This is a genomic window from Reyranella aquatilis, from assembly GCF_020880995.1.
Lineage (GTDB): Bacteria > Pseudomonadota > Alphaproteobacteria > Reyranellales > Reyranellaceae > Reyranella > Reyranella aquatilis.
This window is the reverse complement of sequence record NZ_JAJISD010000015.1, coordinates 82456-102321: the sequence shown is the minus strand read 5'-3', so window position 1 is coordinate 102321 and position 19866 is coordinate 82456. Positions and strand designations below refer to the sequence as shown.

Here is a 19866-nt window from a genome sequence, read left to right as displayed (position 1 = left end):
ATGTTGTGGCAATCTTATGTGTTTCGAAGGGGAAACGACGTTTTTGAGATGTGGGACGATTTGTTCGCTAATCGCCCTGTTCGCCTTCTCTATATAACTGGGCGAGGATTTGATCTCCGCGCGCAATCTGTATTGCGCGAACTGGTACGTAGTGTTGAGTATTCGCAACCGAAAATCGACAAAGCAACTCTCCTACTCGTCGAATTTTCCGCCTATCATATAAGCGAGGAGCTGCGGTCATTAACTGAAGAAAATGGAAAGGCTCTAGCAGAGATATTTAAGCCAATCGGAAGTGTTGTTAGCGAGTCTTTTAACGCCAATTCGGCGGGTGAGAGTGATATCGGGCCGACTAGTCTATTGCGGATGGCTGCGCAGAAAATTCTCAATCAGATTGATGAATATACAGATATTGTTCTCGATGTGAGTTCTCTTCCGAGAGTCGCCTATTTGGCGATCATGACGGGAATTCTGAAGAAGATACTTCCGGATTTGCAGCGCTCAAATGCACTTTATGCCGGTGGCGTAAATTTCCAAGTTGTAGTGGCAGAAGATGCGTTGCTGGATGCCAATATCCGATCGGAGGATCCGCGCAGCGACCTGACGCTTATTCCAGGTTTCTCTGAAATTCTACATAGCGAGGCTGCTTCTGAATGGCCATCGGTATGGTTCCCAATTCTAGGTGAAAGGCGAGCGAGTCAGTTTGAAAAGGTTTGGGATTATATCCCGCCATCCGCAGAGATTTGTCCGGTTCTGCCTCATCCATCGCGAGATCATCGGCGAGCGGATCAGCTTTTGGTTGAGTATCGAGAATTGCTTTTCGAACGAGCGGATACTCCTCGTTCGAATATTCTTTATGCACACGAAGCCCAGCCGTTTGAAGCGTACAGGCAACTTTTGAATGCAATGATTCGCTATAAGGAGAGTCTTGGTGTCTTGGGTGGTTGTCGACTCCTGGTGACGCCGCTGGCGAGCAAACTAATCACCTTGGGGGCAGGGCTAGCATGTTTTGAAATGCAGGCGAAAGCGGATCAGAATTCCTGTGGTGTTGCCATGCCATATGTCGAGCCGACTCGGTATTCTACAAGTATGGAGCGTGTGCGGGCAGCTAAACCGCTTGTCTCTGCGCTGTTGCTCACTGGCCATGCCTATGACCCAAGCACGTTAGAGAAAATCCAATCGTGATTCATCGTACTTAGTTACTGCCTTTTTCTGGAATATCGCGCTCGGAATATGTCTTGGCGCCACCTCAATTCCCTCCACGATCCCCACCCCTGATCCGTCCGCCCGCGTGCTACAGTACCAGCCCCATGCCGCCTCTCTCGCGCCGCACCTGGAGCTGGACCTTCGATCTGCCGCCGTCCGTGCTGTGGCCGGTGCTGGCCGACACCAACCGCTTCAACGAGGCGATGGGCCTGCCGCCCTATCTGCTGGAGGAGACGCCGCAGCCCAACGGGACGGTGCTGCGCCGCGGCCGGGGCAAGGCGGCCGGGTTCACGCTCGAATGGGAGGAGAAGCCCTACGAGTGGGTGCTGGGTCGCCATTTCAACGTGTCGCGGGTCTTCTCCAAGGGGCCGTTCCGCCGCTTCGGGCCGGTGTTCGATCTCGAGCCTGACGGCAAGGGCGGTTCGGTCGTGTCCTACGCGCTCGAATGGGAGCCGCTCACCCTGATGGGCCGCCTGTTCGGCAAGCGGCTGGCCGAGCAGGCCGGCGCCGCCGTGGGCAAGCGCGTCCTGGAGGCGGTGGCCCATCTCAAGGGCGAGCGCGAGACGCCGTTCGAGCTGCCGAAGCCGGCGCTGCCCGACGGCGCCTTCGAGCGCGCGGCGGCGATGGCAGTGGAGATCGACCGCAGCCCCTACGGCAACGGGCTCGGCCGGGTGCTGACGGGCACGGTGCTGGGCGGCATGGCGAGCGACCTCGCCCATCTCAAGCCCAAGCGGCTGGCGCGCCAGATCGGCGTGGCGCCGCGCGCCGCCATCGAAGGCTGCCTTGCGGCGGTGCGGGCGGGCCTGCTGACCATGAGCTGGGACCTGCTCTGCACCAACTGCCGCGGGCCCAAGCTCTCGGCCTCGGCGCTCTCCGAGCTGCCGCGAGGCGCGCACTGCCCCTCCTGCAACATCGACTACGACCGCGACTTCGAGAAGAACGTCGAGCTCTCCTTCGCGCCCGCGCCGGCGGTGCGGCCGCTGATGGAGGGCGGGTTCTGCCTCTCCGGCCCGATGGCGACGCCGCATGTCGCGGTCCAGCTGCTGCTGGCGCCGGGGCAGCGGCGGAGCGTTTCGGTCGATCTGCCGCCGGGGCGCTACCGGCTGCGCACGCTCCATCCCGGCGGGACGGTCGAGGTCGAGCACGAAGGCGGGCCGTTCCCCGGCCTCAAGGTGACGGCGTCGGGCGTCGAGGCATTGCCGGCGGCCTCACAAGGAGCGGGGGGCGAGGCGGGGACCATCGAGTTCGTGAACGAGGCGGGCTTCGAGCTGGCGGCGCTGATCGAGGACCGGACCTGGACGCGCGAGGCGCTGACCGTGCCGGAGGTGATCTCGCTGCAGGCCTTCCGCGATCTCTTTGCCGCCGCGACCCTGCGGCCGGGCGACGAGGCGGGGGTGAGCCAGGTGGCGCTGCTCTTCTCCGACCTGCGCGGCTCGACGGCGCTCTACGAGCGGCTGGGCGACGGCGCTGCCTACAATGTCGTGCGCGAGCATTTCGCGCTGCTGGCCGGGGTCGTGCGCGACCATGACGGCGCGGTGGTGAAGACCATCGGCGACGCGGTCATGGCCTCGTTCGGCGATCCCGCCGACGCGGTGCGTGCCGCGCTCGCCATGCAGGCCCGCATCGCCGACCAGGATCTGACGCTGAAGCTCGGCGTCCACATGGGCCCGAGCGTGGTGGTGACGCTGAACGACCGGCTCGACTATTTCGGCTCGACCGTGAACATGGCCGCCCGCCTGCAGGGCCAGAGCGAAGGCGGCGACATCGTGCTGAGCCGCGCCGTAGCCGACGATCCCGCCGTCCAGACCGTCATCGCCGACGTCCCGAAGCGCGAGGAAGAGGTCTCACTGAAAGGCTTCGATCGGCCGGTTGGGTTCGTGCGTCTCGGCCCTTCAACCTCCGCGCCTCTCCAGACAACCACCTCACCCTGAGGAGGCGCGAAGCGCCGTCTCGAAGGGTGGGCACGCGCACCCCGTCCGTTGCCCATCCTTCGAGACGCGGTCCTGCGGACCGCTCCTCAGGATGAGGTTGGTGGTGCTTTGGTCGCGGTAGAAGGGGCGACGTCGATCACGTCCCGAAGAACGCCCCCATCACCGCGGCCGCCTCGTCGTTGGCCTTCAGCCCCTGCTTCAGGAACCGCGTCAGCGAGAAGAAGCCGTGGATGGTGCCGGGATAGTTGACGTAGGTCGTCTTCACGCCGGCGTCGATCAGGCGGTCGGCATAGGCGCGGCCCTCGTCGCGCAGCGGGTCGTAGCCGGCGGTGAGGACGAAGGCCGGCGGCAGTCCGGTGAAGTCCTTGGCGAGCAGCGGCGACAGGCGCAGGTCGGCGAGGTCGGTGCCGGCCGGGACATAGGCCTTCCAGAACCAGTCCATCAGGCCTTTGGTGAGGAAGTAGCCCTCGGCGCAGGCCTGGCGCGAGGCGCTCTCCTTGCTGGAGTCGGTCGCGGGATAGATCAGCATCTGGAAGGCGGGGCCGGTTTCCTTCGCGTCGCGCATCGCCTGGCACACGACGGCGGCCATCGCGCCGCCCGCCGAATCGCCGCCGACCGCGAGCCGCACGGCGTCGGCGCCGAAGGCAGCGGCCTCGTCGCGGATGTGCCGGAAGGCCGCGATCCCGTCGTCGATCGGCGCGGGGAAGGGATGCTCGGGCGACAGGCGATAGTCGATCGAGATCACCTGGCAGCGGCTCCTGTTGGCGAGCCGCCGGCAGGTCGAATCGTGCGTCTCGATGTTGCCGATCACGAAGCCGCCGCCGTGATAGTAGATCAGCGTCGGCAGCACGCCGCCGTTCACGCCGAGCGGTTGATAGCGGCGGTAGCGGATGTCGCCGCGCGGCCCCGGCAGCGCGCCGTCGATCACCTGGGCGACCTCGGGCGGATCGGCCTCGCTGTCCTCCGACATCTTGTCGACCGCCGCGCGGCCGATCGCGTGCGGCAGGGTCTCGAGCTTGGGGCGGCCGGACTTGGTGGCGGCGTCCATCAGGTCGAGCAGCATGCGGGCTTCGGCGTCGAGCATATCCAGTCCTCAGGTCAGAAAGCGTCGTGCATGGTCCGCGACGTCGATAGCGCGTTCCCATGTCATGCAGAAGCGGCCGTTCGCAATCGTCTCGATGCGGGCGTGCGGGCAGCGCGCCTGCAGCAGCGCGCGGTGGCGGCCGTAGATGAAGTGCTCGCCGTAGAGCATCAGCGTGGGGCAGGCGAGGGACTGCATGCCGGCCAGCGTGTCGAACCTGGCGAGGGCCTGCATGGCCTGCCAGCGGTCGCGGCCGATCTCGAACTGGGCGACGTTGATGCGGTCCATCCAGTCTTGCGTCGGCTGCATCGGCGCGTGTTCGGGATCTTTCGTCAACAGAAAGTCGATCGAGCGCGGCGCCGGGAATCCGGTGGAATCCTGCGGCCGGACCGCCGCGATGTCGGCGATGTCCTTCGTCGCGGTGGCGTCGTCGCTGAAATAGGGCGTGTTGACCAGCACCACCTTGTCGATGCGGTCGCGCCAGCCGCCGCCCAGCGCGATCGACACCGCCGCGCCCACCGCCTCGCCCAGCGCAAAGGCGCGCTCGATCCCGAGCGAATCCATCGTCTCGATCACGGCCCGGGCGTAGTCTTCTATGCGCGGCTGCCAGTCGATGTGATCCGAGTTTCCGTGGCTGGGATAGTCGATGGCGACGGCGCGATAGTGCGCGCCCAGCGCCTGCAGCAGCTCGACCATCAGCGCCGAACTCTGCTGGTTGATGTGGCTCACCATCACGACCGGGGCCCCGGGGACTTCAGGTCCACAGGCCCGCCAGTGGATGTGCCCGGCGAAGGTCTTCGCCAGGCCGCGTTCGATCGGCAGCGGCATCTTCTATTCGAGCTTCACGTTGGCGGCCTTGATGACCTCGGCCCATTTGGCGACCTCGGCCTTCAGGTAGGCCGTCACCTCGGCGGACGAATCGCCCACCGCGACGCCGCCGACCGCGGCATAGGCGTCGGTCACCTCCTTCGAGCGGATGGTCGCGACCGCAGCCTCGTGGATCTTCTGCCGCGCGGCCGGCGGCGAGTCGCCCGGGGCCACCAGCGCGTACCAGTTGTCGGAGTTCACCCTGGGCAGGCCGAGCTCGGCCATGGTCGGCACGTCGGGCAGCAGGAGCGCGCGCGTGTCGGAGCTGACCGCCAGCGCCTTCACCGCGCCCGACCTTATGTGCGGCAGCAGCACCGGCACGTCGAGCAGCGCGCAGTTCACCGTGCCCGCGATCAGGTCGTTGGTGGCGGGCGCCGCGCCACGATAGGGCACGTGCAGGAGATCGATGCCGGCCTCGCGCTTCAGCAGCTCGGTGGCGAGATGGGTGATGCCGCCGGTGCCCGCCGATCCATAGGTGAGCTTGCCGGGATTGGCCTTCGCGTAGGCGACGAAGCCCTTGAAGTCGTCGATGCCGAGCTTGGTGCTGACGACCAGCACCTCCTGCACGCGCACCACCAGCGTGATGGGCACGATGTCCTTCGCCGGGTCGTACGGCATCTTGGGCATCAGGCTCTGCATGATGGCGCCGGCGCTGGCGCTCACCAGGCCCAGCACATGCGCGTCGCTGCCGGCCTTGGCCACGACGTCGGTGCCGGTGACGCCGGCCGCGCCGCTCTTGTTGTCGACCACCACCGCCTGGCCCAGCCGCTCGCCCATGCCCCTGGCCAGCGGCCGCCCGAACGTGTCGGCCGGCCCGCCGGCCGGGAAGGGGATGATCAGTGTCAGCGGTTTCGAGGGAAAGGCGGTCTGGGCGCGGGGGCCGACGGCCGGCAGGGCGGTCAATCCCAGCCCCAGCCCCAACCCCAGTCCGCGCGACGCGCCGCGGCGGGTGATGTTCATTGTTTCCTCCGCTTCGTTGGCCGAAGTCTGCGCGGCGCCGGCAGGAGTCACAAGGGAGGAGTGGGGAAGGGTGATCCGTCGGGCAGAGGGCGGTCGTACAACCGGCATGTCATCGATCTTGCCGCGCCCCGCCCGCCTCGCCCCGCTCGCCCTGCTCGCGCTCGTGGGCGCCTGCGCCTCGCCGCCCGAGGCGCCGGTCGCGACGGCCTCGACGCCGCCGCTGGTGCTGGAGCAGTTCTTTCCCGGCCGCACCGTCGGCCAGGGCGTCTTCACCAACAGCTGGACCGGCTCGCAGCGCCGCTTCGACGTCGTCATCGACGGCGCCTGGGACGGCAAGACGCTGACCCTGGTCGAGGACTTCGCCTATGCCGACGGCGAGAAGGACCGCAAGACCTGGAAGCTGGAGCGCACCGCGCCCGGCACCTACACCGGCACGCGCGAAGATGTGGTCGGACCGGCCCGCGCCTGGACCGAGGGCAAGGCGGTGCGGCTGGAATATGCCGTGAGCCTGGGCGGCTGGACCGTCGACTTCAGGGACGTCCTCGCCCTCAACCCAGACGGCTCGCTGATCAACAAGGCCACCGTCGGCAAGTGGGGCCTCCGCGTCGGCCGTGTCGAACTCGAACTCCGCCGCGCGCCGGGGAGCTGAATCCGCTTTGAGTTAACCGCACAACCTCATCCTTCGAGACGGTCGTTGCGCGACCGCCTCAGGATGAGGTCGTGGGTGTAATGCCAGTGAGCGCGGAAGGACTCTAAAACTCGACGTCGAGCTCCTCGACTTCCTCCGGTTCCGACTTCGCCGCCGCCGTCCATTCCAGCATCGCGGGGAAGCGCAGCATCAGGTCGCGATAGCCGGCCGAGGCCTCGTCGAGCTTCACGTTGTAGGTGGCGAAGCGGGTGCAGACCGGGGCGTACATGGCGTCGGCCATGGTCGGCGTGGCGCCGAACAGGTACGGGCCGCCGTATTTTTGCAGGCACTCGCGCCAGATCGTGGTGACGCGCTCGATGTCGGCCTGGGCGCCGCCCCAGACCTTGAAGCTCTCGTGCCGCACCTTGAGGTTCATCGGCAGCGCCGAGCGCAGGTTGGCGAAGCCGGAGTGCATCTCGCCGCAGACGGCGCGGCAATGGGCGCGCGCTGCCTGGTCGGTCGGCAGAAGGCCGGCGCCGGGCTTGATCTCGTGCAGGTACTCGCCGATGGCCAGCGTGTCCCACACCTTGACCTGCCCATGTTCGAGGCAGGGGACGAGGAAGGAGGGCGACAGCAGCAGGAGCTCCGCCCGCGTGGCCGGATCGTCCCACGGCGCAATCCGCTCCTCGAAATCCAGACCGGCGATCCGGCACAGGAGGAAGCCGCGGAGCGACCAAGAGGAATAGTTCTTGCTACTGATGGTGAGCGAGGCCTCGGCCATGGACTCCACCCCTCCCGACTGGTGGGACTGTCTGTGTCTTAGGTGCCCGCAAAGATGCAAATTCCGAGCCGGTTCGCCCCTCATGCTTTATGCAATGTACCAGACCGCCGCCGACATGATGCTCCCGGTCCGTCTGTGGGCGACGGCGGCGGGCCAGACGCTCTCCGGCGGAGGCGCTGCGAACCTCGACAGCTGGCGGGCGGCCAGCGCCCTCTGCGAGATGACGACCCGGGCCACCCTGACCCATCGCCGCCCGGACTTCGGCATCAAGGAAGTGAAGTACGGCAACCAGACGGTGGCCGTGCGGGAGGAGGAAGTCTTCGCCACGCCGTTCGGCACCCTGCTGCGCTTCGCCAAGGTCGGCGTCGCGCCACAGCCCAAGGTGCTGCTGGTGGCACCTCTTTCCGGGCATTTCGCCACGCTCCTGCGCGATACCGTGCGCGTGCTGCTGCCCGACCATGACGTCCATATCACCGACTGGGCCAATGCCCGCGACGTCGGCGTCTGGAACGGCCGCTTCGGCTTCGACGAGTATGTCGGGCACCTGATCGAATTCCTCGAGGTGATGGGCCCCGGCGCGCACGTCATCGCCGTCTGCCAGCCCTGCGTGCAGACGCTGGCGGCAGTGTCGATCATGGCCGAGGACGACAATCCCGCCCAGCCGCGCAGCATGACGCTGATGGCCGGCCCCATCGACACGCGGATCAGCCCGACCAAGGTCAATGAACTCGCGATGGGCAAGCCGATCGAGTGGTTCGAGCAGAACCTGATCCATCGCGTGCCGATGCGCTATCCGGGCGCCACGCGCCGCGTCTATCCGGGATTCGTGCAGCTCACCGCCTTCATGAGCATGAACGCGGAGCGCCACATCAAGGCGCAGGCCGACCTCTACCGGCACCTCGCCAAGGGCGAGACCGAGCAGGCCGAGACCATCAAGACCTTCTACGACGAATACTTCGCCGTGCTCGACATGACGGCAGAGTTTTATCTCGAAACCGTCCAGTGGGTGTTCCAGGAGCACAGGCTCGCCAAGGGCGAGCTCGACTGGAAGGGGCGGCGGGTGAACCCCAAGGCGATCCGCCGGACCGCGCTCTTCACCATCGAAGGCGAGCGCGACGATATCTGCGCGCTGGGCCAGACGGTCGCAGCCCACGACCTGTGCTCCAGCCTGCGACCCTATCGCAAGAAGCACTATATGCAGGCCAGTGTCGGCCACTACGGCGTGTTCAGCGGCCGCCGCTGGGCCGGGCAGATCTACCCTCTGGTCCGGAACACGATTTTGGCCAACGAATAGCGGGTCTTTTCAGGCCGGAAATCCGCAGTACATTGGGCCATGGCCGATTTTCCGAAGAAGACCCTCGCCGACTGGGAAAAGCTTGCAGCCAAGGAGCTGCGCGACCGCCCGCTCGATGACCTCACCTGGATGACCCCCGAGGGCATCGCGGTGAAGCCGATCTACACCGCTGCCGACCTGGAGCAGCTCGAGACGGTTGGGACGCTGCCCGGTTTCCCGCCCTTCACCCGCGGGCCGAAGGCCACGATGTACGCGGGGCGTCCCTGGACGGTCCGCCAGTATGCCGGCTTCTCGACGGCGGAGGAGAGCAACAAGTTCTATCGCGCCAATCTCGCGGCCGGCCAGATGGGCCTGTCGGTGGCGTTCGATCTCGCCACGCACCGCGGCTACGATTCCGATCATCCGCGCGTCGTGGGCGATGTCGGCAAGGCGGGCGTCGCGATCGATTCCGTCGAGGACATGAAGATCCTGTTCGACGGCATCCCGCTCGACAAGATGAGCGTGTCGATGACGATGAACGGCGCCGTGCTGCCGGTGCTGGCCGGCTACATCGTCGCCGCGGAGGAGCAGGGCGTGCCGCAGGACAAGCTGTCGGGCACGATCCAGAACGACATCCTCAAGGAGTTCATGGTCCGGAACACCTATATCTATCCGCCCGGACCCTCGATGCGCATCGTGGCCGACATCATCGAGCACACCGCGCTCTACATGCCCAAGTTCAACTCGATCTCGATCTCCGGCTATCACATGCAGGAGGCGGGCTCGACGCTCGTCCAGGAACTGGCCTTCACGCTGGCCGACGGGCTCGAATACGTGCGTGCCGCCAAGGCCAAGGGCCTCGACATCGACGCCTTCGCGCCGCGCCTCTCGTTCTTCTTCTGCATCGGCATGAATTTCTTCATGGAAGCGGCCAAGCTGCGCGCCGCGCGCTTCCTGTGGGCCGAGCTGATCAAGCCCTTCGAACCCAAGAAGGCCGATTCGCTGTCGCTGCGCACCCACTGCCAGACGTCGGGCGTGTCGCTCACCGAGAAGGACCCGTACAACAACGTGATCCGCACCGCCTACGAGGCGTTGGCGGCGGTGCTGGGCGGCACCCAGTCGCTGCACACCAATTCGTTCGACGAGGCGATCGCGCTGCCGACGCCGACCTCGGCCCGCATCGCCCGCAACACCCAGCTGATCCTCCAGCACGAGACCGGCGTCACCAAGGTCGTCGATCCGCTGGCCGGCAGCTACTACGTCGAATCGCTGACCGCCAGTCTGGTCGCCGAGGCGCGCAAGCTGATCCAGGAAGTCGAGGCGCTAGGCGGCATGACCAAGGCCGTCGAGGCCGGGATGCCCAAGATGCGCATCGAGGAGGCCTCGGCGCGCCGCCAGGCCCGCATCGACCGCGGCGAGGAGATCGTGGTCGGCGTGAACAAGTTCCAGCTCAAGGAAGAGCCGCCGATCGACATCCTCGACGTCGACAACGTGGTCGTGCGCGAGGCCCAGGTGAACCGCCTGAACAAGATCCGTGCGACCCGCGACGAGGCCAAGTGCGTCTCCGCGCTGAAGGCGCTGGGCGAGGCCGCGCGCAACGGCACCGGCAACCTGCTCGGCCTGTCGATCGAGGCGACGCGCGCCCGCGCCACGGTAGGCGAGATCTCGTCGGCGCTGGAAGGCGTCTACGGCCGCTATCAGGCGACCATCCGCTCGATCTCCGGCGTCTATGCCGGCGAATGGGAAGGCGATGCCGGTCTCGAGCGCATCCGCACCGACATCGCCGCCTTCGCCGAGGAGGAGGGCCGCCGGCCACGTCTCATGGTCGTGAAGATGGGCCAGGACGGCCATGACCGCGGCGCCAAGGTGATCGCCACCGCCTTCGCCGATCTCGGCTTCGACGTCGACATCGGCCCGCTGTTCCAGACGCCGGAAGAGGCCGCGCGCGCCGCCATCGAGAACGACGTGCACGTGATCGGCATCTCGAGCCAGGCGGCGGGACACAAGACACTGGTGCCGCAGCTGATCGAGGAACTGGCGAAGCAGAACGGCTCCGAGATCATGGTCGTGGTCGGCGGCGTCATCCCCGCCCAGGACTATGATTTCCTGAAGAAGGCCGGTGTTGCGGCGATCTACGGCCCCGGCACCAACATCCCCGCCGCCGCCGCGGAGATCCTGTCGATCCTGCGCCAGCGCGATCAGAAGCGCGCGGCATAGAGCCTTTCTTTCAGACTCCTCTCCCCCTAGCGGGGTAGAGGAACATGAGTGCTACTTCTTCATCGCCTGGCTTTCGCCCGGCGTCATCGGGCGTTCGCGGAAGGAGAGGATCCGGCCGCGGATCGTCCCGAAGCCGGTATGGGCCTCGAGCTTGGCCGGATAGCGCATCTGGGTCTGGTCCATGCGCGCAAGCCAGATTCGCATCGGCCTCTCGCGCTCGGTCTCGGCCTCCTTCGGTGCGCTGTCGAACTCGCCGGCCACGCGCCGGGTGAAGATCTCGCAGATCAGAAGGTCGCCCTGAGCGCCGGGAACGCCGGCCGTCGCGGCGGGCTCGGTGCCGACCTTCTTGATGATGACGTCGATCCGGCGCTTGCCGTCGTTGGTCTGCACGGTGCGGTCGCAGGCGGCGTCCCCGGCCATGCCGACGCTGAGGCCTGCCGACAGCGGATCGAGCGAACCGCGCCGCTGCTCGTCCGAGATCGTGTTCTGCGGCGATGGCTTGTACGCCGGGTTGTGCGTCTCCTGCATCGTGTCGCCGGCATACTGCGCAATCCAGGTGCGCGGCTTGTCGCCGACGACGATCGAGAGCGAACCGGCCGCGGGGCGCGCGCCCTGCGGAGAGAAGCCGCCCCAGGCGCGGTTTCGGCCGTCATAGTGCATGGTGACGGCGCGCAGGATGCCTTCCTTGAAGGTCCGGCTTTCGACGTCGTAGCTCGAGCCGTTGAACTTGGCGGTCACATCGATGCGGAAGCCGGAGAGGCCCGCGAAGGTAATCTCGTAGGCGATGTCGACCTGTCGCGCCTCCTGCGCCGATGCCACGGCGGGCGTGGCTACGCTCAAGGCAATCGCTGCCAAGGCCTTGCGAAATCTCATGCGGTCCCTTTCCGGGAGGGGCTTACTTCGGCCTGCGGGGCACGATAGAAGGCCGACGCTCCCTTCGCCACCCAACATGGTGGCTCAATAAGGCATTTTTCGTTCATGTCGAAAACCGTCACGGACGGCGCTCCCAAGCTGGACGCCTCGCGCAGCTGGGGGGTCATCGCGATCCTGGGCCGGCATTTGTGGCCAAAGGGTGAAACAGGCCTGCGTGTACGGGTGATCGTGGCGCTGGCGCTGCTGGTCGCCGCCAAGGTCACCAACGTCTACGTGCCGATCCTGTACAAGAACGCCGTCGACATGCTGGGCACGCCGGCCGCGCAGGCGGTGGCTGTCCCGATCGCGCTGATCGTGGCCTATGGCGTGGCACGTGTGTTGTCGCAGGCCTTCGGTGAGCTCCGCGATGCCGTCTTCGCCCCGGTGGCGCAGCGAGCCATTCGCAATCTCGCCCTCGAAGTGTTCGGCCATCTCCATGCACTGTCTCTGCGATTCCACCTGGAGCGGCAGACCGGCGGGTTGAGCCGCGTCATCGAGCGCGGCACGCAGGGCATGGAGTTCCTGATCCGCTTCACGACCTTCAACATCCTGCCGACCCTGTTCGAAATCCTACTGGTCGGCGGCATTCTGTGGAGCCTCTACGACTGGCGTTTCTCGGTCGTGACCCTGGTCGTCGTCGGTGCCTACATCGTCTTTTCCATCATGCTCTCGGAATGGCGCATCAAGTTCGTGCGTTCGATGAACGAGGCCGATACCGATTCGAACGCCAAGGCGATCGACAGTCTGCTGAACTTCGAGACGGTGAAGTATTTCGGCAACGAGCCGCACGAGGCGCGCCGCTACGACGTCGGCCGCCGGCGCTACGAGAATGCGGCCATCCGCTCCAGCCGCACGCTGTCGGTGCTCAACGTCGGGCAGGGCGCGATCATTTCGGTCGGGCTGGTGCTGGTCATGGCGATGGCGGGGCAGGGCGTAGTTGCGGGCACGATGACGATCGGCGACTTCGTGGCGGTCAACGCCTTCCTCATCCAGCTCTACATGCCGCTCAACATGCTGGGCTTCGCCTATCGCGAGATCCGCAACGCACTGGTCAACATGGAGAAGATGTTCGGCCTTCTGCAGGTGCAGGCCGAGATTGCCGACAAGCCCGGCGCCCCGCCGCTTGTGGTAACGGGCGGCGAGATCGTGTTCGACCATGTCGATTTCCACTACGAGAAGACGCGGCCGATCCTTCACGACGTCAGTTTCCGCGTGGCCCCGGGCGAGACCGTCGCCATCGTGGGCTCGAGCGGTGCCGGCAAGTCGACCATCTCGCGCATCCTGTTCCGCTTCTACGACGTGGCCTCCGGCCATGTCCGAATCGACGGGCAGGACATCCGCGACGTGCAGCAGGCGAGCCTGCGCGCGGCGATCGGCGTCGTGCCTCAGGACACGGTGCTGTTCAACGACACGATCTACTACAACATCGCCTATGGCCGGCCGGGTGCCACCCGCGAGGAGGTGGAGCAGGCCGCGCGGCTGGCGCGCATCCACGATTTCATCATGGCGCTGCCACAGGGCTACGACAGCACCGTCGGCGAACGCGGGCTGAAGCTGTCGGGCGGCGAGAAGCAGCGCGTGGCGATCGCGCGCACCATCCTGAAGAATCCGCGCATCCTGCTGTTCGACGAGGCGACCAGCGCCCTCGACACGCGCACGGAGCAGGAGATCCAGCGTTCGCTGGAGGAAGTGAGCCGCGGCCGCACCACAGTGATCATCGCGCACCGGCTGTCGACCATCATCAACGCCGATGAGATCGTCGTCCTCGACCGCGGTCGCGTGGCCGAGCGTGGGCGCCACGCCGACCTGCTGGCGCGCGACGGTCTCTATGCCGATATGTGGCGGCGCCAGCAGGAGGCGGCCGCCGAGGCGGAGCGGCATGTCGAGGAGCCGCCCTCCTTCCGGGCCGAGGGGCATCTGCGTGTCGGCGATTAGGCCGGCAGCCACCGGCCACTGGCGTTCGCTCGTCCCCGTCTTCATCGCCTGCGCCGCGATCGGCCTGCAGTCGGGCGCGGCGATGCCGCTCGTGCCGCTCGCCCTGGAACGACAGGGCGAGGACAAGCTCACCATCGGCATCATCTCCGCGGCGTGGGCGATGGGCATGCTCTCGACCGGGCCCTACATCCCGCGGCTGGCGGCCCGCTTCGGTGCCGTACCGCTCATCCTCGCCGCCGTCCTGGCCGGTTCCCTGTGCACGGTCGGCTATACGCTGACCAAAGGGCCGCTCGCCTGGTTCGCGCTCACCTTCGTGCACGGCGCGGTCGGGGGCGTGCCGTGGGTGGTGAGCGAGATCTGGATGAACCTCGTGGTCGAGGAGAAGCGGCGCGGCCGGGTCATGGCGATCTATGCCGCGATGTTCGCGGGCGGCATGGCACTGGGGCCCTTCGTGCTGCAGGTCGTCGGCGTCTACGGGCCGGCACCTTTCCTGACCTGCGCCGGGCTCGCCCTGCTGGTCGCGCTGCCGCTGCTGCCCTACCGGTACCGGGCGCCGGCGATCCGGCATCACGCCGATGGCGGCTATGGCACGATCTTCCTGGGGGCGCCGCTCGCCATGCTCGCCGCCTTCGCGGGGGGCCTGGGCGAGCAGGTCGCCTTCAGCTTCCTGCCTGTCTATGCGGTCAGCTCGGGGGTTGCGCCGGAGACCGGCGCGCTGTGGCTGTCGGCCTTCGTCGTCGGCAACGTGGCCCTGCAGTGGCCGATCGGCTGGCTGGCCGATCATTGGGATCGTCGGGCCGTGCTGGCGAGCTGTGCGCTCGTGAGCGCCGCGCTGGTGATCGGCCTCACTTTCGTGCCGGCGCAGTCGTTCGCGATAGTCGGCGTGATCATGTTGTGGGGCGGCATCTCGTTTGCGATCTATCCGGTGGGCCTGGCGCTGCTGGGACAGCGCTTCAACGGCGGCGACATCGCGCGCGCGAATACCGCCTTCAGCCTGATCTACGTCGTGGGCGGGCTGGTCGGCCGGCCGCTCACCGGCGCGGCGATGGATGCCTTTGGCGAGCCCGGACTCGGCTGGACGCTGGGCTCCTTCTACGCGATCGCCGTGGCCGGGGCGTTGCTGGCAATGCGCCGTCGCGCCTGATAAAGCTCGCCGCCGATGAGTGCGCCCGTTGTGACTTCCGACGAAGCGGTCGATCCGCTTCTGGCGCCACTGCTCGCGGGCGACCGGCGGGCGCTGGCGCAGGCCATCACCCTGATCGAATCGACACGCAGCGATCACCGGGTGCGCGCCGATGCGCTGCTCGCGGCCGTGCTGCCGCATACCGGCCGATCGGTGCGCCTCGGCATCACCGGTGTCCCGGGCGTCGGCAAATCGACCCTGATCGAGCGCTTCGGCCTCTCCCTGCTGGATCGCGGCCGCTCGCTGGCCGTGCTGGCGATCGACCCTTCGTCGAAGCGCGGCGGCGGGTCGATCCTGGGGGACAAGACACGCATGGAGGAGCTGTCGCGCCGCCGTGAGGCCTTCATCCGGCCCTCGCCGGCAGGTGCAACCCTGGGCGGGGTCGCCCGGCGCACGCGCGAGACGATGCTGCTGGTCGAGGCGGCGGGCTTCGACACGGTCATCGTCGAGACGGTGGGCGTGGGCCAGTCCGAGACCGCGGTCTCCGACATGGTCGACATGTTCATCGTGCTGCTGTTGCCGGCCGGCGGCGACGACCTGCAGGGCATCAAGCGCGGCGTGATCGAACTGGCCGACCTGATCGTGGTCAACAAGGCCGACGGCGACCTGAAGGCGACCGCGCAACGGTCCGCCGCCGACTATCAGCACGCCCTGCGCATGCTGCGCTCCCCGACTGCCGGCTGGACGCCGGAAGTCACGACCAGCTCGGCCCAGACCGGAGAGGGTGTGACGGCGATCTGGGACGTCGTGGAGCGGTTCAACGCGGCGGTGGGCGAGAAGGGCATCCAGAAGCGACGCGCCGAGCAGGCGCGCGCCTGGATGTGGAACGAAGTCGGAGAGACGCTGCTGGCCGAACTGAAGAAGCATCCCGAGGTCCGACGCCTGGTCGGTGGCCTGGAGCGCGAGGTCGAAGCCGGGCGGGCGACGCCCGCCGCCGCGGCCCGAACCATGCTAGAAGCCTTCCATGGCCGCTAAATCCTTCCTGAAGCGGGCGCGCCGCGCCGCTGAGGCCCAGAAGGAGCCCTTCTGGAAGCGCAAGACCCTGTCGCAGATGACCAAGCAGGAGTGGGAATCCCTCTGCGACGGCTGCGGCATGTGCTGCGTCAACAAGCTGGAATACGAAGGGACCGGCGAACTCGCCCAGACCGACACCTGCTGCAAGCTGCTGGATCCCAAGACCGCGCTCTGCCGTGACTACAAGAATCGCAAGAAGATCGTGCCGGACTGTATCCAGCTCACCCCAGAAGTCGTGGCCAAGATGGATTGGCTCCCAAGAACTTGTGGGTATCGGCTCGTCCATCTCAAGCAGGACCTGTTCTGGTGGCACCCGCTGGTCTCCGGCGACCCCAACACCGTGCACGAGGCGGGAATCTCGGCCCGGGGGCGGGTGATCCCGGAGGATCAGGTCGAGGACATCAGCGAAAGGGTCGTGGATTGGTTTGCTTGACGGGCACCCCTTGGGCCCGTAAAAAGCCGGCCTTCCCGCCCTCCGGCGGGATCGTTTTTTAGCGGATATTGTCATGCCCCGTCGTTGCGCCCTTTCGGGCAAGTCCGTCCAGTACGGCAACAATGTGAGCCACGCGAACAACAAGTCGAAGCGCCGGTTCATGTCGAACCTGCAGATCGCTTCGGTCCTGTCCGACGCGCTGGGCCATGCGGTCCGCCTGCGCCTGACCCCGCGCGGCATCAAGACCATCGAGCATAACGGCGGCATCGACGCCTACCTGCTCGACACGAACGACAGCAAGCTCTCGCCCGAGATGAAGGTGCTGAAGCGCCGCGTCGTGTCGGCTAAGGGCAAGAAGGACGCGAAGAAGGCGGCGTAAGCCTTTCCCTCCCCGTTCAGATGGGGAGGTGTCGTCGTCACGACGACGGAGAGGTCAGTGCCGGTCGCTCTTCCTCCGGCGCTCTCGGACATTGCGGGCAATGTCCTGTCGCTCAACGGGCTGAGCGTTGCTCAGCCCTAGGGCGCCAACTCAAACAGCATCAGTATGTTGCGCTGAAGCGGGTTGAAATTGTCGTCCGACATCAGCCAGAGCAGCGTCTCGCCCTTGGCGCCGCGTGTTGCCGCCAACCCCTCCAGATTGTCGACCGCATAGGGTGACGACAGGTGCGCCAGTTCCTCCGGCCGCACCGTCGAGCCGGGGGCGAGCTGGGCCGCCTCGAACCGCATCACGCGGACGCGGACGCCGCGGACCATGTCGAAGGCACGCTCCAGCGTGGCGTAGGATCCGTCCGGCAGAACCGCAAGAGCGGTCGGCTTGTAGTCGGGCGCGGTCGAATAGCTGAACGCGTTCCAGGCGTAGCGGCCGCCGGCGTCCGGCTTGCCGATCCAGCCGACCACCGTGCCGGCCTGACGGCTGTACTCCTCGCTGATCGCGACGACGGTGCCGTCGGCCAGGGCGGTCAGCGCCTCGATGCCGCCGTTGCCGGGCTGGCGCCCGATATCCGCCGGTCCTTCCACGGGAAGGGGCGTCGCCGTGAGCGTCGGGTAGCGCCACAGCCGGTGGCGGCGCTCGAACGAGACCAGCCACGATCCGTCGGGCAGGCGCGCCATCGCCTCGGCGTCGGCCTCGGGCTTGCTGTCGATCGGCTTGCCGTCGAGGCCGCGCAGCTGGCCCATGCGGGCGTCCGCCAGGCCCACAAGCATGCCCTTGTCGTCGAAGCGTGGCGTCGCGACCAGCCACCCGCCCTCGTCGGAAATCGAGGTCAGCGTTCGGTTATCCGGCGTGACGTGCAGATCGGACAGGCCGCCGAAGCTGCGCGAGTTCGCGCGCATCTCGAGGCCGCCGCGCCAGACCAGCTTGCCGACGCGCGTCGCCTTGGGCTCGTCGATCTTGAGCGTGAGCGCCGAGCTTTCGATCGTGACCGGCTGCTCCTGCGCCCCGGCTGGCGGCGGCGAGATGCCGGCGCAAGCCGCGACGAGCAGGCAGAGCGAGAGAAGAAAGCGGTTGGCCACCCGAGACAAGCGCCCGCTCAGGCGGCGCGCTTGCCGGACTTGGAGCCGACCTTGGCTGCACCCTTGCGGGCGCCGCGGGCCGCGCGGGCGTCCTTCTTGTCGTCGTCGTCGAACAGCGAGGCGAGCTGCTCCATCATCGTGCCGCCGAGCTGGTCGGCGTCGACGATGGTGACGGCGCGGCGATAGTAGCGCGTGACGTCGTGGCCGATGCCGATGGCGACCAGCTCGACCGGTGAGCGCGTCTCGATCCAGTCGATCACGTCGCGCAGATGCCGTTCGAGATAGTTGCCGGGATTGACCGACAGGGTGCTGTCGTCGACCGGCGCGCCGTCGGAGATCACCATCATGATCTTGCGCTCTTCGGGGCGCGGCAGCAGGCGGCTGTGCGCCCACAGCAGCGCCTCGCCGTCGATGTTCTCCTTGAGGATGCCCTCGCGCAGCATCAGGCCCAGGTTCTTGCGGGCACGGCGCCACGGGGCGTCGGCCGGCTTGTAGACGATGTGGCGCAGGTCGTTGAGGCGGCCGGGATTGCCCGGCTTGCCGGCGGCGAGCCACTGCTCGCGGCTCTGGCCGCCCTTCCAGGCGCGCGTCGTGAAGCCCAGGATCTCGACCTTCACGCCGCAGCGCTCGAGCGTGCGGGCGAGGATGTCGGCGCTCATCGCCGCCACCGTGATCGGCCGCCCGCGCATCGATCCGGAATTGTCGATCAGCAGCGAGACCACGGTGTCGCGGAAATTGGTGTCGCGCTCGGTCTTGAACGACAAAGCGTGCATCGGGTTGGTGACGACGCGGGTGAGGCGCGCGGCGTCGAGGATGCCCTCGTCGAGGTCGAATTCCCAGGCGCGGTTCTGCTGCGCCATCAGGCGGCGCTGCAGGCGATTGGCAAGCTTGCCGATCACGCCCTGCAGGTGCGCGAGCTGCTGGTCGAGATGGTTGCGCAGGCGGCCGAGTTCCTCGGCATCGCATAGCGCATCAGCCTCGACGATCTCGTCGAACTTGTTGGAGTAGGCGTGATACTGCTGGCCCGCGGGCTCGTTGGACAGGGCACCCGGCGGCAGCCAGGGGCGCTCGGCGCGGCCGGGCTCCTCCTCGTCGCCGGAGCCCATCTGCATCTCGGTCTGGGCCTGGTCGGCGACGGTCTCGGACGCGTCGTCCTGCTCGGAGGCGTCCTCGGTTTCCTCGCCCTGGGCGCCGTAGCCCTGGGTCTCGCTGGAATCGCTCTGGTCGTCGCCGGTCTCGTTCGACTGGCCGTCGGCGTTCTCCTGGTCCTGCGAATCCTGATTGTCGTCGTCCTGCAGGTCGGCCGTCTCGTCGCCGAGCTTCAGGTCGCGGATGAGCTGGCGGGCGGCGCGGGCGAATGCTTCCTGGTTGGTCAGGGCATCGCGCAGCTTCTGGAAGTCGCGGCCGGCGGCGCTCTCGATGTCGGAGCGCCACATATCGACCATAGCCTTGGCCGAATCCGGAGGCGCGGCGCCCAGGATCTGCTCGCGGGCGATCAGGCCGATCACGTCGGCGATCGGCGCGTCCTCTTTGGTCTTGATGCGGGCATGGCCGCGCTGATCCGAGCGCTGTCGCCACAGGGCGGAGAGGTTGTCGGCGACGCCGATCATCTTCTTGGCCCCCAGGGCCTCGACCCGGACCTGTTCCACCGCTTCGAAGATCGCGCGCGCCGCCTCGCCGCGCGGGACGCGGCGCAGGTGGGTCTTGCGGTCGTGGTGGCGCAGTTTCAGCGCCATCGAATCGGCCTCGCCGCGGACGCGACTCACATCCTCGGCCGGCAGATCGCGCGCCGGTACGGTGATGCGGGCTTCCTGCCCCAGCAGCGAACCGCCCTCGGGCACGAAGGCGACGTTCACATCCTTGCGCGACACCGCCCGCATGGTGGTGGCGGTGACGCGACGAAACTCCTCGATGGGAGTGGAGTCCTTGGCCATCC

The 19866-nt window shown here is 67.0% G+C and carries 17 protein-coding genes; 10 read left to right on the top strand and 7 right to left on the bottom strand.

From position 1 onward, the window contains the following. The gene (locus tag LJ725_RS26555; protein WP_230553975.1) at nt 1-1182 is read left to right on the top strand and encodes a hypothetical protein; all 1182 of its coding nucleotides are present in this window, start codon (nt 1-3) and stop codon (nt 1180-1182) included. 125 nt (nt 1183-1307) lie between these two features. Next, nucleotides 1308-3134, top strand: a complete 1827-nt coding sequence (locus LJ725_RS26550; RefSeq protein WP_230553974.1) for an adenylate/guanylate cyclase domain-containing protein — start codon at nt 1308-1310, stop codon at nt 3132-3134. Between the two features lie 136 nt (nt 3135-3270). Here the strand turns inward: LJ725_RS26550 and LJ725_RS26545 are convergent, their stop codons facing one another. The 3 genes from LJ725_RS26545 to LJ725_RS26535 are packed head-to-tail and all read right to left on the bottom strand — an operon-like array spanning nt 3271 to nt 6042. Continuing rightward, nucleotides 3271-4218, bottom strand: coding sequence for an alpha/beta hydrolase (locus tag LJ725_RS26545; protein ID WP_230553973.1), 948 nt, complete (start codon nt 4216-4218; stop codon nt 3271-3273). 9 nt (nt 4219-4227) lie between these two features. Further along, complete coding sequence (locus LJ725_RS26540) at nt 4228-5043, bottom strand: alpha/beta fold hydrolase (RefSeq protein WP_230553972.1); 816 nt, start codon at nt 5041-5043, stop codon at nt 4228-4230. 3 nt (nt 5044-5046) lie between these two features. Beyond that, complete coding sequence (locus tag LJ725_RS26535; protein ID WP_230553971.1) at nt 5047-6042, bottom strand: Bug family tripartite tricarboxylate transporter substrate binding protein; 996 nt, start codon at nt 6040-6042, stop codon at nt 5047-5049. Between the two features lie 106 nt (nt 6043-6148). On the opposite strand from LJ725_RS26535, the gene LJ725_RS26530 reads away from it, so the two are divergent. Continuing rightward, a complete protein-coding gene (locus LJ725_RS26530; RefSeq protein WP_230553970.1) occupies nt 6149-6691 on the top strand; it encodes a DUF3833 family protein in 543 nt (180 codons plus the stop codon). Nucleotides 6692-6794: 103 nt separating this feature from the next. Here the strand turns inward: LJ725_RS26530 and LJ725_RS26525 are convergent, their stop codons facing one another. Beyond that, complete coding sequence (locus LJ725_RS26525; protein WP_230553969.1) at nt 6795-7451, bottom strand: glutathione S-transferase family protein; 657 nt, start codon at nt 7449-7451, stop codon at nt 6795-6797. Nucleotides 7452-7533: 82 nt separating this feature from the next. Between LJ725_RS26525 and LJ725_RS26520 the strand changes: the two genes are divergently transcribed. Together LJ725_RS26520 and scpA are read left to right on the top strand one after the other, a co-directional pair. Continuing rightward, nucleotides 7534-8745 carry a polyhydroxyalkanoate depolymerase gene (locus LJ725_RS26520; protein ID WP_230553968.1) on the top strand — a complete coding sequence of 404 codons (1212 nt, stop codon included), beginning with the start codon at nt 7534-7536 and terminating at the stop codon, nt 8743-8745. Between the two features lie 39 nt (nt 8746-8784). Continuing rightward, entirely contained in the window at nt 8785-10941 is a 2157-nt protein-coding gene (scpA, locus tag LJ725_RS26515) for a methylmalonyl-CoA mutase (protein ID WP_230553967.1), read from the top strand. Between the two features lie 51 nt (nt 10942-10992). Here scpA and LJ725_RS26510 read toward each other — a convergent pair whose 3' ends face one another. After that, a complete protein-coding gene (locus tag LJ725_RS26510) occupies nt 10993-11814 on the bottom strand; it encodes a DUF3108 domain-containing protein (protein WP_230553966.1) in 822 nt (273 codons plus the stop codon). A gap of 105 nt (nt 11815-11919) precedes the next feature. On the opposite strand from LJ725_RS26510, the gene LJ725_RS26505 reads away from it, so the two are divergent. From LJ725_RS26505 to rpmB, 5 genes are all read left to right on the top strand, one after another. Further along, complete coding sequence (locus LJ725_RS26505) at nt 11920-13788, top strand: ABCB family ABC transporter ATP-binding protein/permease (protein WP_230553965.1); 1869 nt, start codon at nt 11920-11922, stop codon at nt 13786-13788. Continuing rightward, the gene (locus LJ725_RS26500) at nt 13775-14932 is read left to right on the top strand and encodes an MFS transporter (RefSeq protein WP_230553964.1); all 1158 of its coding nucleotides are present in this window, start codon (nt 13775-13777) and stop codon (nt 14930-14932) included. The genes LJ725_RS26505 and LJ725_RS26500 overlap by 14 nt, the downstream gene beginning before the upstream one ends. Nucleotides 14933-14947: 15 nt before the next feature. Beyond that, the gene (meaB, locus tag LJ725_RS26495; RefSeq protein ID WP_230553963.1) at nt 14948-15946 is read left to right on the top strand and encodes a methylmalonyl Co-A mutase-associated GTPase MeaB; all 999 of its coding nucleotides are present in this window, start codon (nt 14948-14950) and stop codon (nt 15944-15946) included. Beyond that, nucleotides 15936-16418 carry a YcgN family cysteine cluster protein gene (locus tag LJ725_RS26490; RefSeq protein ID WP_230553962.1) on the top strand — a complete coding sequence of 161 codons (483 nt, stop codon included), beginning with the start codon at nt 15936-15938 and terminating at the stop codon, nt 16416-16418. The genes meaB and LJ725_RS26490 overlap by 11 nt, the downstream gene beginning before the upstream one ends. A gap of 73 nt (nt 16419-16491) precedes the next feature. Continuing rightward, nucleotides 16492-16797: a 50S ribosomal protein L28 gene (gene rpmB, locus LJ725_RS26485; RefSeq protein WP_230553961.1), complete on the top strand. Its 306-nt coding sequence runs from the start codon at nt 16492-16494 to the stop codon at nt 16795-16797. Between the two features lie 137 nt (nt 16798-16934). Here the strand turns inward: rpmB and LJ725_RS26480 are convergent, their stop codons facing one another. Together LJ725_RS26480 and cobT are read right to left on the bottom strand one after the other, a co-directional pair. Continuing rightward, a complete protein-coding gene (locus LJ725_RS26480) occupies nt 16935-17930 on the bottom strand; it encodes an esterase-like activity of phytase family protein (protein WP_230553960.1) in 996 nt (331 codons plus the stop codon). Between the two features lie 17 nt (nt 17931-17947). After that, nucleotides 17948-19864: a cobaltochelatase subunit CobT gene (gene cobT / locus LJ725_RS26475; protein WP_230553959.1), complete on the bottom strand. Its 1917-nt coding sequence runs from the start codon at nt 19862-19864 to the stop codon at nt 17948-17950. Nucleotides 19865-19866: the final 2 nt, after the last annotated feature.